The organism is Arthrobacter sp. Soil736, assembly GCF_001428005.1.
Taxonomy (GTDB): Bacteria; Actinomycetota; Actinomycetes; order Actinomycetales; family Micrococcaceae; genus Arthrobacter.
The window spans coordinates 199,124-214,967 of record NZ_LMSB01000023.1; the positions used below are offsets into that span (position 1 = coordinate 199,124).

General features: G+C 68.0%; 14 protein-coding genes. 11 read left to right on the top strand and 3 right to left on the bottom strand.

Going from position 1 to position 15,844, the window contains the following annotated elements:
- Window positions 1–86 precede the first annotated feature (86 nt).
- The 5 genes from ASG92_RS14245 to ASG92_RS14265 all read left to right on the top strand — a co-directional run bounded on the left by ASG92_RS14245 (window position 87) and on the right by ASG92_RS14265 (window position 4,884).
- Window positions 87–677 (top strand): hypothetical protein, encoded by a 591-nt coding sequence (locus tag ASG92_RS14245; RefSeq protein ID WP_056629419.1) that lies wholly within the window; start codon window positions 87–89, stop codon window positions 675–677.
- A 54-nt stretch (window positions 678–731) separates the two neighbouring features.
- Complete coding sequence (gene ligA, locus ASG92_RS14250; RefSeq protein WP_056629421.1) at window positions 732–3,002, top strand: NAD-dependent DNA ligase LigA; 2,271 nt, start codon at window positions 732–734, stop codon at window positions 3,000–3,002.
- A complete protein-coding gene (locus ASG92_RS14255) occupies window positions 2,999–3,820 on the top strand; it encodes an inositol monophosphatase family protein (RefSeq protein WP_056629423.1) in 822 nt (273 codons plus the stop codon). Before ligA ends, ASG92_RS14255 begins: the two co-directional genes overlap by 4 nt.
- An 85-nt stretch (window positions 3,821–3,905) precedes the next feature.
- Complete coding sequence (locus ASG92_RS14260; protein ID WP_056629425.1) at window positions 3,906–4,409, top strand: GNAT family N-acetyltransferase; 504 nt, start codon at window positions 3,906–3,908, stop codon at window positions 4,407–4,409.
- Between the two features lie 91 nt (window positions 4,410–4,500).
- Window positions 4,501–4,884, top strand: coding sequence for a RidA family protein (locus ASG92_RS14265; RefSeq protein ID WP_056629427.1), 384 nt, complete (start codon window positions 4,501–4,503; stop codon window positions 4,882–4,884).
- A gap of 71 nt (window positions 4,885–4,955) precedes the next feature.
- Here the strand turns inward: ASG92_RS14265 and ASG92_RS14270 are convergent, their stop codons facing one another.
- Both ASG92_RS14270 and ASG92_RS14275 read right to left on the bottom strand, forming a co-directional pair.
- Window positions 4,956–5,618, bottom strand: a complete 663-nt coding sequence (locus tag ASG92_RS14270; protein WP_056629669.1) for a response regulator — start codon at window positions 5,616–5,618, stop codon at window positions 4,956–4,958.
- Window positions 5,619–5,642: 24 nt separating this feature from the next.
- A complete protein-coding gene (locus tag ASG92_RS14275; protein ID WP_056629430.1) occupies window positions 5,643–7,367 on the bottom strand; it encodes an ATP-binding protein in 1,725 nt (574 codons plus the stop codon).
- Between the two features lie 192 nt (window positions 7,368–7,559).
- Here ASG92_RS14275 and ASG92_RS14280 point away from each other — a divergent pair, with 192 nt between their 5' ends.
- The 5 genes from ASG92_RS14280 (at window position 7,560) to ASG92_RS14300 (ending at window position 13,664) form a co-directional block, all read left to right on the top strand.
- Window positions 7,560–9,032, top strand: a complete 1,473-nt coding sequence (locus ASG92_RS14280) for a CitMHS family transporter (RefSeq protein ID WP_056629432.1) — start codon at window positions 7,560–7,562, stop codon at window positions 9,030–9,032.
- Window positions 9,033–9,386: 354 nt separating this feature from the next.
- Entirely contained in the window at window positions 9,387–9,683 is a 297-nt protein-coding gene (gene gatC, locus ASG92_RS14285; RefSeq protein ID WP_056629433.1) for an Asp-tRNA(Asn)/Glu-tRNA(Gln) amidotransferase subunit GatC, read from the top strand.
- Between the two features lie 3 nt (window positions 9,684–9,686).
- Window positions 9,687–11,276 carry an Asp-tRNA(Asn)/Glu-tRNA(Gln) amidotransferase subunit GatA gene (gene gatA / locus ASG92_RS14290; RefSeq protein ID WP_056629435.1) on the top strand — a complete coding sequence of 530 codons (1,590 nt, stop codon included), beginning with the start codon at window positions 9,687–9,689 and terminating at the stop codon, window positions 11,274–11,276.
- The gene (gene gatB / locus ASG92_RS14295; RefSeq protein WP_056629437.1) at window positions 11,276–12,784 is read left to right on the top strand and encodes an Asp-tRNA(Asn)/Glu-tRNA(Gln) amidotransferase subunit GatB; all 1,509 of its coding nucleotides are present in this window, start codon (window positions 11,276–11,278) and stop codon (window positions 12,782–12,784) included. Before gatA ends, gatB begins: the two co-directional genes overlap by 1 nt.
- 178 nt (window positions 12,785–12,962) lie before the next feature.
- A complete protein-coding gene (locus ASG92_RS14300) occupies window positions 12,963–13,664 on the top strand; it encodes a hypothetical protein (RefSeq protein WP_056629439.1) in 702 nt (233 codons plus the stop codon).
- Window positions 13,665–13,691: 27 nt separating this feature from the next.
- On the opposite strand, the gene ASG92_RS14305 is transcribed toward ASG92_RS14300, so the two are convergent.
- Complete coding sequence (locus tag ASG92_RS14305; protein WP_056629671.1) at window positions 13,692–14,600, bottom strand: LysR family transcriptional regulator; 909 nt, start codon at window positions 14,598–14,600, stop codon at window positions 13,692–13,694.
- 138 nt (window positions 14,601–14,738) lie between these two features.
- On the opposite strand from ASG92_RS14305, the gene tdh reads away from it, so the two are divergent.
- Window positions 14,739–15,785 carry an L-threonine 3-dehydrogenase gene (tdh, locus tag ASG92_RS14310; protein ID WP_056629440.1) on the top strand — a complete coding sequence of 349 codons (1,047 nt, stop codon included), beginning with the start codon at window positions 14,739–14,741 and terminating at the stop codon, window positions 15,783–15,785.
- The last annotated feature ends 59 nt before the right edge of the window (window positions 15,786–15,844 follow it).

Here is a 15,844-nt window from a genome sequence, read left to right on the forward strand (position 1 = left end):
GATTTGCTACCCCGCGCTGCCCTGTAGGAAGATACCCGGGACAAGACTCGGTGCGGGACTGTCCTGCGCGGCTGCAAAGGTAACCAATGATCCGACCCCATTTCCTGCGGACCACGCTGGTGCCCGGACTCGCTGCCACCGCGCTGGCCTTCGCCGCGGCGGCAGGCGTCGCGGGGGCCGCGCACGCCGATCCGCTGTGCCTGCCCACGCAGCAGTGCCCGTCCGGTTCGCCCACGCCGACGGACCCTTCCTCCGGTTCGCCGGCGCCCACGGCTGAGCCTTCGACGGCACCGCCGCCTGCACAGAAGGCGCCGGTGGCTCCGGCCCAGCCTCCCGTGGAACCCGCTCCGGTTGCGGCCACCACGGCACCCGCTCCCACCGCGACGGCCACGGGGCGAATGACGGCGACGCCGGCTCCGTCCGCGACTGCCACCGGCACGACGGCCGCCAGTGCCTCGCCGAGCCCATCGGATTCCGGCCCGACGGCCGAGTCCAACTGGAACAAGCCGATTGAAAAGCCCGTGAAGGCGAGCCACGCAGCGGCCGTCAGCGCCGGTGACGAGGGCCCGGGCGGATACCTGGGCGTCTTCGCCATCATGGGAGGCGTTTTGCTGGTGGGCTTCGCCGGACTCGTGTTCGCCCTGTGGAGCAGGAACCGCCTCGCGGGCCACTGGTGACACAGCCCAAGGTCCAGTCGGCACAATGTCGGGGCCGTAAGGCAAGATAGGTCTGTGAGCACAGCATCAGGCCCCGCAGACAATGCCGCTACCGGAACTGACCAGCTCGAGCCGGAAGTGATTCCGTCGGAGTCGGTCCGTGAAGAATACGAGAACCTGGCGGACCTCGTCCGTAAATACCGGTTCGCGTATTACCAGGAAGACGAGCCGCTCGTCTCGGATGCCGAGTTCGACACCCTCTTCCGCCGGCTCGAGGAACTCGAGGCGCTACACCCCGAGCTGGTGTCCAATGATTCACCCACCCAGGAGGTGGGCGGGGAAGTATCTGCGGCGTTTGCCGCCGTCGAACATCTCCAGCGCATGTACAGCCTCGAGGACGTCTTCTCCCTTGGGGAGCTGGAGGCCTGGATAGCCAAGGCCGAGGCCGGCATTGCCAAAGTCGGCGACCACCAGGTGTCCTGGCTGACCGAACTGAAGATTGACGGCCTTGCGGTGAACCTGCTGTACCGGGACGGAAAGCTGGTCCGGGCGGCCACGCGCGGCGACGGCACCACCGGTGAGGACATCACCCACAATGTGCTCACCATCAAGGAAATCCCGCAGGAGCTTAGCGGCGGCGGGTTTCCCGCCGAAATGGAGATCCGCGGCGAGGTGTTCATCCCGTCCAAGGCCTTCGCAGAGTTCAACGAGGCGCTGATCGAGGCAGGAAAGGCGCCGCTGGCCAACCCGCGGAACGCCGCGGCGGGTTCGCTCCGCCAGAAGGATCCCGCCGAGACCGCCAAGCGCCCCCTGAAGATGTTCGTCCACGGGATCGGCGCCCGCGAAGGCCTCGCAGCGGCCAGCCAGTCCGAAACCTACAAACAGCTGGAGGCATGGGGGCTGCCCGTCAGCCCGTACTTCGAAGTGCTGGGCGGCCTGACCGACGTCCTGAAGTTCATCTCCCGGTACGGGGACAAGCGGCACAGCCTGCTGCATGAGATCGACGGCATCGTGGTGAAGGTCGATGACTTCGCCACCCAGCGCGCCCTCGGTTACACCACCCGCGTCCCGCGGTGGGCCGTCGCCTACAAGTACCCGCCCGAGGAAGTGCACACCAAGCTGCTGGACATCGCGGTGAACGTCGGACGCACCGGCCGGGTCACGCCCTTCGGCGTGATGGTGCCGGTAAAGGTGGCAGGCTCCACCGTGGAAATGGCCACCCTCCACAACCAGGATGTGGTCAAGGCCAAGGGCGTGAAGATCGGCGACATCGTGGTCCTGCGCAAGGCCGGCGACGTCATTCCGGAGATCGTGGGGCCCGTCCTGGCACTGCGGGACCAGCAGGATCCGCCCGTGCGCGACTTCGTCATGCCCACGGAATGCCCGTCCTGCGGCACCCCGCTCTCGCCCGCGAAGGAGGGCGACGTCGACATCCGGTGCCCCAACGCGCGGTCCTGCCCCTCGCAGCTGCGCGAACGCGTGTTCCATCTGGCCGGACGCGGCGGCTTCGACATCGAGGCCCTGGGCTGGGAAGCCGCCATTGCCCTCACGCAGCCAGCCGAACCGGAGGTTCCGCCGCTGACCACCGAGGCCGCCCTCTTCGACCTCACGCCGGAGGATCTCGCCCCGGTGAAGATCCGCCGGGAGAAGCGCACCAAGGGCGTGGCCACCGGCGAGTTCGAGCTCGTGCCGTACTTCTACAGCAAGGGCACCGCCAAGACGCCGTCCAAACCGACGGCCACCACGGAAAAACTCTTCAAGGAACTTGAAAAGGCCAAGACCCAGCCGCTCTGGCGGGTGCTGGTGGCGCTGTCCATCCGGCACGTCGGGCCGCGGGCGTCGCGCGCCCTGGCCACGCACTTCGCCACCATGGACGCCATCCGGCAGGCCTCCGAGGAGGAGCTCGCCGGCGTGGACGGGGTGGGCCCCACCATTGCCGCGGCGCTCAAGGAGTGGTTTGCCGAGGACTGGCACCGGGAAATCATCGACCGGTGGGCCGCCGCCGGGGTCCGGATGGCGGACGAGCGGGACGAATCCACGCCGCGCACCCTCGAAGGGCTGACCATCGTGGTCACCGGAAGCCTGCCCGGCTTCAGCCGGGACGAGGCCAAGGAGGCGATCCTGATCCGCGGCGGCAAGGCTGCCGGTTCGGTGTCGAAGAACACGAGCTACCTGGTGGCCGGCGAGAATGCCGGCACCAAGCTGGACAAGGCCGAGCAGCTGGGCGTTCCGGTCCTCGATGAGGACGGGTTCCGGGAGCTGCTGGCCAACGGTCCGGCTGCCGGCGTTGCCGACGAAGAAGGCGCTCCGCAGGGTCCGGACGACGACGGGAACGGCTCGGAATGAGCACGGATCCGACTGAACTGCTCGGCGTGGCCAAGGCGGCCGCCGCGGCCGGCGCCGCAGTGCTGTCCGCCCGGAGCAGCGGTTCGCTGGCGGACGGCACCGTCAGCAACAAGGGCGAGGCGGGGGACTGGGTCACCGCGTTTGACGTCGCTGCCGAGAACGCCGTCCGCAGCGCCATCCGCGGCGCCCGCCCGCAGGACACCATCACCGGTGAGGAGCACGGGACCACCCGGCCCGAGAATCCCACCGGGCTCCGCTGGTCCATTGACCCGCTGGACGGCACCACCAACTTCATCCGCAACATCGTCTACTACGCCACCTCCGTCGCAGTTGCCGACGCCGACGGCGTGTGGCTGGCCGGCGTCGTCAACGCCCCGGCCCTGGGGCGGGTGTACTACGCCGCCAGGGGCCACGGCGCCTGGCTCGAACAGGACGGCCGCCGCGTCCAGCTCACCGGTCCCGTGTCCGGCCGTGCCGGCCAGATCCTGGCCACCGGATTCAGCTACGATCCCGCGGTCCGTGCGGAGCAGGCCGCGGCGCTGGGCGGCTTCATGGAGGGGTTCGCGGATGTGCGGCGGCTCGGTTCGGCGGCCCTGGACCTTTGCCTGGTGGCCGATGGCACGCACGATGCCTTCGGCGAGCGGGGCCTCAACGAACATGACTTTGCCGCCGGAGCCCTGATCGCCGAGGAAGCCGGCTGCTGGGTACGGCGTCCCCGGCTCACCAGCCCGCTGAACGGCGGGCCAACGGACGACGAACGCCTCGCCGCGTGGACGTGCGCGGGAACGCTGGAGATGTCCGGCAGGTTTCCGCTCTGACCTGGCCCCCGGAGCTGGTGATAGTTCAGTCACGGAAACAGCTGTTTCGCACTGCGCATCCACCCTCTGGAACTAGCATTGACGGGTGCAGCCGCAGATCATTGTCCGTCCAGCCGTCCCCGCCGATTATGAGGCGATAGCCCGGATCACCCGCGATTCCTATCTGGCGGCGGGATACTTCGACAGTGCCGACCACCCCTACATGAAGCAGATCCAGGACGTGGCCAGGCGGGCGGAGCAGGCCACCATCTGGGTGGCCGAACGGGATGGCCGGATTGTGGGGTCCGTGACGCTGGCTGTTGCGGGCGAGCCGTATGCGGACATCGCCCTGGACGACGAACTCGAATTCCGGATGCTGGTTGTGGACCCGGCCGTGCAGCGCAGCGGCGCCGGGCTGGCCCTGGTCGAAGCGATCATCGCATACGCCAAGTCGCTGGACGGCATCAGCGCCGTGGCACTGACGACCGGCGGGACATGGGAGAGCGCCCACGGCCTCTACCGGAAGACCGGCTTCCGGCGGGTCCCTGAGCGCGACTGGTTCGTGCCGGACACCGACATAAAGCTGCTGGTTTTCCGGCTGGACATCTAGCCGCCCTAGAGTGGTGCCGACTCATTCCCCCGGCCCCATTCCCCGGCTGCCCAAGCGTCGGCTGGCATGCGGCCCCAGTGAAAGGCGCACCATGCGCAAGACGTTCGGCACCGGTTCCGTCTGGGAACAGACCCTTGGCTATTCCCGCGCAGTCCAGGTGGACAACACGCTGTACATTTCCGCCACCGCCGCCAGCGGTGAGGACGGCATCGTCGGCAGCGACTTCTACGAGCAGACCAAGTACATCCTCCAGAAGCTGGAGACAGTCCTGGCCGACGCCGGCTTCGGCTTAGCCGACGTCGTGCAGTCCAAGCTGTACCTGACGGACATCACCAAGTGGGAAGACGCCGGCCGCGCCCACGGCGAGGTGTTCGGCGAGATCCGGCCCACGCTGTCCCTCGTGCACGTGCTGCCGTTCCTGGACCCGAAGATGCTCGTGGAGATCGAGCTTGTCGCCCAGAAGAGCGCCAGCTAGCTAAGCGCGAACGAACACTTGAGGCCCCTTTCCAGTCGCGATTCAGGGGCCTCAAGTGTTCGTTCGCGCCCTTAGGAAGCCGGGAGGCCGTAGCGGTGTTCGGGCCGGCCCGTGGTTCCGTAGCGGAGCTGGATCTCGACGGCGCCGTCGTCCGCCAGCGAGGACAGGTACCGCTGGGCGGTGGCCCGGGAAACGCCCACCCGCCCGGCCACCTCGGCGGCGGAATACTGCTCGCCGGGCACCAGGGATTCCAGCACCGCCGCTTCCGTGGCGGACCGAGGCCTGGCCGACGGCGAGACGTCGCCGGGGATGAGGGCCCGCTTGGCCCGCTCCACGGTGTCCTGGTCCAGCGACCCCGGCTGGGCCAGGATCCGCCGGTACCGGGCATAGGACCGCAGCTGCTGGGACAGGGACTCGGCCGTGAACGGCTTCAGTAGGTAGCCCAGGGCGCCGCGCCGGAACGCCGTCCGCAGCGAGGCGGCATCCGATGCCGCGCTCAGGATCATGGTGTCCACGTCCAGCTGGTGCAGCAGGTCCAGGCCGGAGGCGTCCGGCAGGTACACGTCCAGCAGGACCAGGTCCGGCCGAAGGCTGTGGATGGACTGCAGCGCCAGTGACGCCGAACCCGCCGGGGGCAGGGCAAGGAACCCCGCCACCGAGTCCACGTAGGCCGCGTGGAGTTTGGCCACGTGGAAATCGTCGTCCACAATCAGCACCCTGAAATCCTCAGACATCATCGTCCCATCTTCGTCAGTCACTCAGTCTTTGCGCGCCGTGGTGGTGCCCGGCAGCGTGGCCATGAAAACGGCGCCCGGCCCGCCCGCGCCGCCGGGCTCCAGCACCCTGACATCGCCGCCGCGGCGCCGCGCAAGCTGCCGCGCGAGGGCCAGCCCCAGGCCCTGGCCGCCTGCGGAGCGGACGGGGCCGGCGGCCGTCGTGAATCCTTCGGCGAACACCGCCTCCGGGTCGGCGGCGACGGGCAGACCATCGCCGGAATCGGCGACGACGATGTGCAGGGTCCCGCCGTCGTCCGTCGGTTCGTCCAGCAGCTCCAGCTCCACCCAGCGCTCCCCGGCCGAGCCGGCCACCGCCGCGTTGACGGCGTTGTCGATCAGGTTACCGAGGACTGTGGTGACATCCTGCGGATCCGTCACCTGGCCGCGCACCAGGGTCTCGGGCCCGATCCGCAGGGTGACGCCGCGTTCGTCGGCCTCCACGCCCTTGGCCCCGATGAACGCCTGGAGGTACGGGTCCTGGAGCAGTTCGGCCTGGTCCACCGGGAACTTCAGCGGCCCGGTGGCGGCGAGCCGCGCCAGGTACTCACGCGCCTGCTGGTGCTGGCCGATGCTCATGAAACCCGCAATCGTGTGCAGCTGGTTGGCGAACTCGTGCCGCTGCGCCCGCAGGGCCGTGGACATGGTTCCGACGGCGTCGAGCTGGCGCGTCAGCTGCTGCAGCTCGGTGCGGTCGCGCAGCATGACCACCCAGCCAAGGTCCTCCTGGCGGTGCAGGGCCTTGCGGGCACTCGCCACCAGGACCTGGCCGCCGGCGATCAGCTCCACGGCCTCGCCTTCCCTGGCGTCAGCCTGCGTGAGCGCTTTGAGCTTCGGCGGGACCGGCGCCGCGGCCCAGAGGCTTCCGGACAGGTCCGGCTGGCCGAGGAGCCGCTGGGCTGCGGCATTGAAGACGCTGATGCGGCCCTCCGCGGAAATGCCCACTACGCCCTCATCCACGCCCTCCAGCACCGCCACCTGGTCGTGGACCAGCGTGCTGATTTCCTCGGGTTCGAGGCCGAGGGTGAGCCGCTGCAGCCTGCGCCGGAGCAGGAACGAGGCCAGGACACCCGCCAGGAGTGAGCCGGCCGCCGTCAGGACGATGGGCCCGATGTCCCGGCGCAGGCTCTGGCCGATGGTCTCCGTGGAATAGCCGACGCTCACCTCGCCCACCACCTTGGGGGACGCGCCGCCGGAACCGGTGCCGGAGCCCGAGCCGGAACCGGTGCCGGGCGCGAAGACCGGCACCTTAGCGCCGGCCGACGGCCCCAGCGTGCCCGTGTTCCGGGTGGTGACCTCGCGGCCGGCCAGCGCCTCGGACGGATCCGTGCTGACCCGCTCGCCCAGCCGCTCGGCGTCGGGATGGGCCAGCCGGAGTCCCGTTTCGTCGGTGATCACCACGAAGAGGGCGCCGGTGCGCGTGCGCGCCCCCTCGGCCGCCGCCATGAGCGGGCCGGCCAGCAGTTCGGCCGGCGGGGGAGTGCCGGCCTGCCGGCTGATGGCCTGCACCTCGGCCCGAACGGACGGGTCCGACGCCACCGTCCGGGCGAGCGTCAGCGCCTGGTTTTCGGCCTCGCGGCCCAGACGTTCGTACGTGAGCCACGCGTGCACGGCGCCGCTCAGGAGCACCACCAGCAGCACCACGCCGAGCTGCAGGAGCAGCGTCTGCGTGGAGAACCTGAGTGGCAGCCTGCGGGCGGGGCTCGTCATTGGACTCCTTGGACGATATGTGGGCGGGGCTTGTGCGCAGCCGCCGGCGGGACGTGAGCAGAATGAGCAAAATGCTCCCAATAAGCAGTATGCCAATCAATTGAGCCAAAGGCACTGCCGTGACGCGGGCCACTCTAACGTCTGTAGTACGCATCACACCGGGGTGGTGCTGGACACACAAAGGAGCCGGCTGTGCTGGTATTACTAGGATTCGCCATGATCGCGGTATTCATGGTGCTGATCATGACGAAGAAGTTGACGCCAGTGCTGGCGCTGATCATTGTCCCCACCGTTTTCGGTCTCTTTGCAGGAGCCGGCCTCGGCATCGGTGACATGGTGATGGACTCGATGAAGTCCATGACCTCCACCGCCGCGTTGCTGATGTTCGCCATCATCTACTTCGGCCTGATGATCGACGTCGGGCTGTTCGATCCGCTGGTCCGGTTCATCCTGCGCAAGCTCGGCAATGACCCGGCCAAGGTGGTCCTCGGCACCGCGATCCTGGCGGCCGCCGTATCCCTCGACGGCGACGGCTCGACCACCTTCATCCTCACCACGGCCGCCATGCTGCCCATCTACCTCCGGCTGAAGATGAGCCCCGTGGTCCTCACCTGCGTTGCCGGCCTGGCCAACGGCACCATGAACATCCTGCCGTGGGGCGGCCCCACCGCCCGCGCCGCCACCGCGCTCAAGATCGACGTCAACGACGTCTTCGTTCCCATGATCCCGTCGCTGATCGCCGGCCTGGTTGTTGTCTTCGTTTTCTCCTGGCTGCTCGGCCTGCAGGAACGCAACCGCCTCCGCGCCACGGCGCCGGAAATCTGGGGCGTGCCTGACTCTGCCGAAGCGTTCGACGGCGGAACGGCCGGCGGCGGTTCGGGAACCGGCCGCGGACGCACGGGTTCCGGCACTGCACCTGTTCCCGCAACGGGAGGCCCCGCCGTCGGCGGCTCTTCCGTGGCCGTCCTGGAGCGCACCGAGACGCTCGCGGATGTCAGCGACACAGGTCTCACGGACACCGCCCTGGACCCCAACCGCAAGACCCTCCGGCCCAAACTGCAGTGGTTCAACCTGGGCCTCACTGTCGCCGTGATGGTCATGCTCGTGGCCGACCTCGTGCCGCTGCCGTTCGTCTTCATGGTGGGCTCCGCCATCGCCCTCCTGGTGAACTTCCCCAAGGTCAAGGACCAGGGCGCCCAGCTCGTGGCCCACGCTCCGTCCATCGTTGCAGTGGTCAGCATGGTCATGGCCGCCGCCGTCCTGACCGGCGTTCTCAAGGGCACCGGCATGGTCGAGGCGATGTCTGCCTGGCTCGTGGCCATCATCCCCTCGGACATGGGCCCGTTCATGGCCGTCATCACCGGCATCCTCAGCATCCCCATGACGTTCTTCATGAGCAATGACGCCTTCTACTTCGGCGTGCTCCCCGTCCTGAGCGAGACCGCGGCACACTACGGCGTCAGCGCAGCGGAAATGGCCCGGGCCTCCATCACGGGCCAGCCCTTCCACCTGCAAAGCCCGCTGGTTCCGGCCATCCTGCTGCTGGTTTCGCTCGCCAAGGTTGACCTCGGCGACCACCACAAGAAGGTGCTCTGGCGGACCGCAGTGATCTCCCTCGTAATGCTCGGCGTAGGAATGCTGACCGGAGCCATCGGCATCGGGTAACCAGCCAAGGAGCACCACAGGAGATAACAAGAGAAAGCAGAGTGCGGAAGATTTTCCGCACTCTGCTTTCTTGTGTTGTGCTGGTGAACTCCGCCGCCGCGATAGGTGGGCAGGGGCACCTCGGCGACGGGACGGGCATCCGGAAGCGTGCGTCTAAGCGGGGGCCCACACCGTCAGGGTTCCCTGCCCGAGCTTGCGAGGGGAGGGGGACGGTGGGGAGAACGAGCGAGCACGCGGAGGATCGTCTGGCCTGCCGCCGTAAGGCGACTGCAACTGCCGCCAAAGAGTGCGGAGACACAACACCAACCCACGTAGACTGGTTCGGAAAACAATCCGAACTTGCAGGGGAGATCCATGGCTGCGATCAACCGTGACGACGTCGCGCATCTCGCGCGTCTCGCTCACATTGAGATGAGTGCTGAAGAGCTGGACAGGATGGCGGGCGAACTTGCCGTCATCGTGGATGCGGTGAAATCGGTAAGTGAAGCCGCCGGCGACGATGTTCCGGCCACCTCGCACCCGATTCCGCTGAGCAACGTGTTCCGCGAAGACGTGGTGGGCCACACCTTCACCGCCGAGCAGGCACTGTCCGGCGCTCCGGATTCCGATGAGAACCGATTCAAGGTCCCGGCCATCCTGGATGAGGCGTAGAACATGACTGACACCAACAGCAACCAGCTCATCCGTTTCTCCGCAGCCCAGCTGGCCGAGAAACTCGCCGCCCGCGAAATCACCTCCGTCGAGGTTGTGCAGGCCCACCTGGACCGCATCGCCGCCGTGGACGGCGGGGACCGTGGCGTGCACGCGTTCCTGCACGTCAACGCGGAAGAAGCGCTCGCCGTCGCCGCCGAGGTGGACGCCATCCGCGCCGCCGGCGGAGCTGCCGCCGAGGAACTGCACGAGCTCGCCGGCGTTCCGATCGCCGTCAAGGACCTCATCGTCACGGTCGGCCAGCCCACCACCGCCGGGTCGAAGATCCTCGAAGGCTGGCACAGCCCGTACGACGCCACTGTGGTGCAGAAGCTGCGCGCCGCGAAGATGCCCATCCTGGGCAAGACCAACCTTGACGAATTCGCCATGGGCTCCTCCACGGAGCACTCCGCCTACGGCCCCACCCGCAACCCGTGGGACCTGGACCGCATCCCCGGCGGTTCCGGGGGCGGATCGGCTGCCGCCGTCGCCGCTTTCGAGGCGCCGCTGGCCCTGGGCACGGACACCGGCGGATCCATCCGCCAGCCGGGCGCCGTCACCGGCACCGTGGGCGTCAAGCCCACCTATGGCAGCGTGTCCCGCTACGGTGCCATTGCCATGGCCTCCTCGCTGGACCAGATCGGGCCGGTGTCCCGCACCGTCCTGGACTCTGCTCTCCTGCACCAGGTGATCGGCGGCCACGATCCGTTCGATTCCACCTCCCTGCCGGACCCGCTCGGCGACCTCGTGGCCGCTGCACGGCTGGGCAACGTGGACGGCATGAAGATCGGCATCGTCAAGGAACTCCACGGCGAGGGCTACCAGGCCGGTGTGGAGAACCGCTTCAACGAGTCCCTCGAGCTGCTCAAGCAGGCGGGCGCGGAAATCGTTGAGGTGTCCTGCCCCAACTTCAAGTACGCCCTGGGCGCCTACTACCTGATCATGCCGTCCGAGGCTTCCTCCAACCTGGCCAAGTTCGACGGCGTCCGGTACGGCCTGCGCGTCCTCCCCGAGGAGCCGCCGCTGACCATCGAACGTGTCATGGGGGCCACCCGCGCCGCCGGCTTCGGCGACGAAGTCAAGCGCCGCATCATCCTCGGCACCTATGCGCTGTCCGCAGGCTATTACGACGCCTACTACGGCTCCGCGCAGAAGGTCCGCACGCTGATCCAGCGTGACTTCGAGGCCGCCTTCGCGAAGGCCGACGTTCTCATTTCCCCGACGGCCCCCACCACGGCCTTCAAGCTGGGCGAGAAGCTGAACGACCCCCTGGCCATGTACCTCAACGACGTCGCCACCATCCCGGCCAACATGGCCGGCGTTCCGGGCCTGTCCCTGCCGGGCGGCCTGGCCGACGAGGACGGACTTCCCGTGGGCATCCAGCTCCTGGCACCCGCCCGCGAGGACGCCCGCCTGTACCGCGTGGGCGCTGTCCTGGAATCGCTGCTCGAGGCGAAGTGGGGCGGACCGCTCCTGGACCGTGCCCCGGAATTGGCCGCCTCACCGGTGGTCGAGCCTGTGGAGACCCTTGTCGACGCCCAGGAGGCAAAATAATGAGCACTGACGCAACCCTGAGCTTCGAAGAGGCCATGGAGAAGTACGATCCCGTCCTGGGGTTCGAGGTCCATGTTGAGCTGAACACCAAGACCAAGATGTTCTCCTCCGCGCCGAACGTCTTCGGCGACGAGCCGAACACCAACGTCAACGAGGTGGACCTCGGCATGCCCGGCGTCCTGCCGGTGCTGAACAAGACGGCCGTGGAATCGTCCATCAAGATCGGCCTGGCGCTGAACTGCAAGATCGCCGAGACCTGCCGCTTCGCCCGGAAGAACTACTTCTACCCGGACACCCCGAAGAACTTCCAGACGTCCCAGTACGACGAGCCCATCGCCTATGACGGCTACCTGGACATCGAGCTCTCCGACGGCACCGTGTTCCGCGTCGAGATCGAACGCGCGCACATGGAAGAGGACGCCGGCAAGCTGACCCACCTCGGTGGCTCGGCCGGCCGCATCCAGGGCGCCGACTACTCGCTGGTTGACTACAACCGCGCCGGCGTCCCGCTCGTGGAGATCGTCACCAAGCCGATCGAGGGCGCCGGTTCCCGCGCTCCCGAGCTTGCCAAGGCGTACGTCGCCGCGGTGCGGGAAATCGTCAAGAACCTGGGCGTGTCCGACGCCAAGATGGAACGCGGCAACGTCCGCTGCGACGCCAACGTCTCGCTGCGCCCGCACGGCCGCGAACGCTTCGGCATCCGCTCAGAGACGAAGAACGTCAACTCGCTGCGCGCCGTCGAGCATGCCGTCCGTTACGAGATCCAGCGGCACGCCGCCGTCCTGGACTCCGGTGAGCCGGTCATCCAGGAAACTCGCCACTGGCACGAGGACACGCGCACGACGACGTCGGGCCGGGAAAAGTCCGACGCCGACGACTACCGCTACTTCCCGGAGCCCGACCTCGTCCCCGTGGTCGCCTCCCGCGAATGGGTGGAGGAGCTGCGCGCCACGCTGCCCGAACCGCCGGCCGCCCGCCGGAAGCGGCTCCAGGCAGACTGGGGCTACTCGGACCTGGAGTTCCGCGACGTGGTCAACGCCGGCGTCATGGACGAGATCGAGGAGACCATCGCCGCCGGCGCCACCCCCACCGTGGCCCGCAAATGGTGGATGGGTGAGATCGTCGGCCGCGCCAAGAACGCCGACGTCGATCCCGGCCAGTTGGGCGTCGAGCCGGCCACCATCGTTGAGCTCAACAAGATGGTGGAAGACGGCAAGATCAACAACAAGATGGCCTCCGAGGTGCTGGACGGCGTGCTCGCCGGCGAAGGCACCCCGGCCGAGATCGTCGAGAAGCGCGGCCTGGCCGTGGTGTCCGACGACGGCCCGCTTCTGGAAGCCATCGATGCAGCGCTGGCCGCGCAGCCCGACGTCGCGGACAAGATCCGCGCCGGCAAGCTCCAGGCCATCGGCGCGATCGTCGGCGGCGTCATGAAGGCCACCCGCGGCCAGGCCGACGCCGGCCGCGTCAAGGAGCTGATCCTGGAGAAGCTGGGCGTCAACGCCTGACGCTCTCCGCCTCCCAACCGGGTCGCAGTTAACGCCGTTCTGAACGCTCAGAACGGCGCGAGCTGCGACCCAGATGGGTTAACCGGCAGGGCGCCGTTCCATGCTCTCCATAGGGTCCGGGCCATAAACTGCGGATTCAGGGCGCCGGAGTCCCGCCGGTGCGGCGGAAGGAAATGCCATGCCGGTCAACTATCCGGGCAAACGACGCAGCACCGCGCTGGCGGTCGCAATCGTCTTCGGGCTCAGCGGAGCAGGGGTGGCCGTCGCATGGGCGGCCAGCGAGCCTACGGCACAGTCCCGGGACGCGGCCACGCAGCCGGTCCTGCCGCAGGCTGCGGCGACGCCGTCGCCCTCGGCGCCAGGCGGTCCCGACAAATCCCAGGGCAAGGGCAAGGCGCGTGAGCTTCACAGCGAAAGCGTGGCCAAGAAGGCCGACGGCAGCTTCGAAAAGCGGGTGGCGCAAATCGGCACTGTGGAGTCGGTCAGCGACAAAGCCATCACGGTCAAGAGCGAGGACGGCTTCAGCCAGGAGTACGTCATCAACGCCGAGACGCGGATCAGGAAGGTGCCCAAGCCCTCGGCCGACAGTACTGCTCCGAAGGACGGCACCGCTCCAAAGGACGACGCCGGCAAGCGGCTTAAGCCCTCCGCTGCCACCCCGGCGGACCTCAAGCAGGGGGACACCGTGCGCATCAGGGGCGTCCGGGACGGCTCCGCGGTCACGGCGACGATGATCGTTGAAGGCGCCGCCAACGGAAAAGGACTGGGCAAGGGACTCGGCCAGGACCGGGGACTGGGCAACGGGCCGGGCCGGGCTAACGGCCAAGGCAAAGGTCAAGGCCAGGGCAAAGCCGAAGACCAGGACAAGACCGAAGACTGAACTCAGGCCGGGAACAGCCCAGGTGCGTTAGTCGTGGGCGAGGCGGGCCATGATGTCCTGCAGCGCCTCGCAGACCACCCGGACCGACGCACGTTTGAGGTTTTCCGGCCGCGCCAGGATGTCGATCCTGCGGCGCGTGCTGATGCCCTTCAGCGGGCGCAGCACGATGTCCGGGTTCAGCACGGGCCGCGCCGTGTGCCGGGGCAGCAGCCCGATCACGCCTCCCGCCGCCACGAGGGCGGCCACCGTGGAGTAGTCGTTGATCCGGTGGACAATGTTCAGTTCGCGGCTGGAGACGGCGGCGACGGCGGAGAGCACATCGGCGGGGGAGTAGCCGGTGCGGCTGGTCACCCACGGTTCGCCGACGACGTCGGCCGCTTCCAGCGTTGCCTGGGCAGCCAGCCGGTGCCCGGCCGGAAGCGCGACGTCGAGGGGCTCATGCGCCAGCGGGATCACCGCCACCCGTTCTTCCGGCCAGCGCGGGCTGTGGTCCATCCGGTGCGCAATGACCAGGTCGTAGCGCGCCGTCAGCGCGGGGAAGTCCTGCTGCGCCACGTCCTCGTCGGAGAGCAGCACCTTCGGCTTGTCCGGCCCGTCCAGGAGCCGCGCCAGCGGCGCGAAGAGCGCCTGCCCGGCACTGTGGAACCCGCTCACGGTCACGGGCGCCACGGTTGAGCCGTGATAGGCGCCGATCGCCATGCGGGCGTCCGCCATGGCGCTGACGACGGCGGCACCGGCGTCCGCGAGGACCTGGCCGGCCTCCGTGAGGACGAGGTTGCGGCCCTCCTTGCGCGTCAGCGGAACCTCGACGCTCTTTTGTAGCTGGGCCAGCTGCTGCGACACGGCAGACGGCGTGACGAGCAGTGTTTCGGCCACGGCCTTGACGCTTCCGAGCGCGCCGAGTTCGCGCAGCATCTCGAGCTGGTGGATTTCCATGGCCACCATCTTATGCCTTAGCAATTGCTAAATCGTCGATTGAGAAAATTCCCCTTGTGCTAATGCGTTGGAGTGGCTCTAATGAAGGAAGATTCCCCCGCATGACGCTGCCGCTCATGCCAAAAAGTTAGGAAGCCAATGAAGGCCCTCTACAAAGCCGGCGCGCACGCCGGGTTCGAGCTGGTTGACCGCCCGGAGCCCGAGGCGGGCCCCGATGACGTCAAGATCCGCGTGATGACCACGGGCATCTGCGGAACGGACCTGCACATCCAGTCCTGGGACGCCTGGGCCCAGGGCATCATCCAGGCACCGCTGATCGCCGGGCACGAGTTCTACGGCGAGGTCGTGGAGACCGGTGCCGACGTGCGGGACGTCAAGGTGGGGGACCGCGTCTCCGGCGAGGGCCACATCGTCTGCGGCATCTGCCGCAACTGCCGCGCGGGCCGCCGCCAGATGTGCATCCACACCGTGAGCGTGGGCGTGCAGCGGGACGGCGCATTCGCCGAATACGTGGTCATCCCGGAAACCAACGTCTGGGTCCACCAGGATCCCTCCGTCACCCCGGAGCTCGGCGCCATCTTCGATCCCTTCGGCAACGCCGTGCACACCGCCCTGAGCTTCCCGCTCGTGGGCGAGGACGTGCTGATCACCGGGGCCGGGCCCATCGGGCTCATGGCCATCGCCGTGGCCCGCCACGCCGGCGCACGCAAGATCGCCATCACCGACATCTCGGCTCCCCGCCTGGAGCTGGCCCGCCAGCTCGGCGTGGACCTTGCCATCGACGTCTCCAAAACGCGGGTCCGGGAAGCGCAGCGGGAACTGGGCATGCGCGAAGGCTTCGACATCGGCCTGGAGATGTCCGGCCACCCCACGGCGTTGCCGGAAATGATCGACAACATGAACCACGGCGGCCGCATCGCCATGCTGGGCCTTCCCAGCCAGTCCATCGAGATCGACTGGGGCAAGGTGGTCACGCACATGCTGACCCTGAAGGGCATCTACGGCCGCGAAATGTTCGAGACCTGGTACGCCATGAGCGCCATGCTGTCATCCAACCCGGCCCTGCACGCCAGCATCTCCGCCGTGGTGACGGACGTGCTGCCGGCTTCCCAGTGGGAGAAGGGCTTCGAAATCGCCCGCGCGGGCGTCGGCGGCAAGGTTGTGCTCGACTGGTCTGAATTCTAAGCAGCACCTGACCCCAAGCACTGACCCCACCAGCGCCAGACACCCAGCATCAAGAACCC

What these genes read in the sequence shown, in the direction of transcription:
- ASG92_RS14300 (WP_056629439.1), top strand. Translation starts at nt 12,963, where the DNA reads ATGCCGGTCAACTATCCGGGCAAACGACGCAGCACCGCGCTGGCGGTC.
- gatA (WP_056629435.1), top strand. Translation starts at nt 9,687, where the DNA reads ATGACTGACACCAACAGCAACCAGCTCATCCGTTTCTCCGCAGCCCAG.
- ASG92_RS14255 (WP_056629423.1), top strand. Translation starts at nt 2,999, where the DNA reads ATGAGCACGGATCCGACTGAACTGCTCGGCGTGGCCAAGGCGGCCGCC.
- ASG92_RS14265 (WP_056629427.1), top strand. Translation starts at nt 4,501, where the DNA reads ATGCGCAAGACGTTCGGCACCGGTTCCGTCTGGGAACAGACCCTTGGC.
- ASG92_RS14305 (WP_056629671.1), bottom strand. Translation starts at nt 14,600, where the DNA reads ATGGAAATCCACCAGCTCGAGATGCTGCGCGAACTCGGCGCGCTCGGA.
- ASG92_RS14245 (WP_056629419.1), top strand. Translation starts at nt 87, where the DNA reads ATGATCCGACCCCATTTCCTGCGGACCACGCTGGTGCCCGGACTCGCT.
- ASG92_RS14275 (WP_056629430.1), bottom strand. Translation starts at nt 7,367, where the DNA reads ATGACGAGCCCCGCCCGCAGGCTGCCACTCAGGTTCTCCACGCAGACG.
- gatC (WP_056629433.1), top strand. Translation starts at nt 9,387, where the DNA reads ATGGCTGCGATCAACCGTGACGACGTCGCGCATCTCGCGCGTCTCGCT.
- gatB (WP_056629437.1), top strand. Translation starts at nt 11,276, where the DNA reads ATGAGCACTGACGCAACCCTGAGCTTCGAAGAGGCCATGGAGAAGTAC.
- ASG92_RS14270 (WP_056629669.1), bottom strand. Translation starts at nt 5,618, where the DNA reads ATGTCTGAGGATTTCAGGGTGCTGATTGTGGACGACGATTTCCACGTG.
- tdh (WP_056629440.1), top strand. Translation starts at nt 14,739, where the DNA reads ATGAAGGCCCTCTACAAAGCCGGCGCGCACGCCGGGTTCGAGCTGGTT.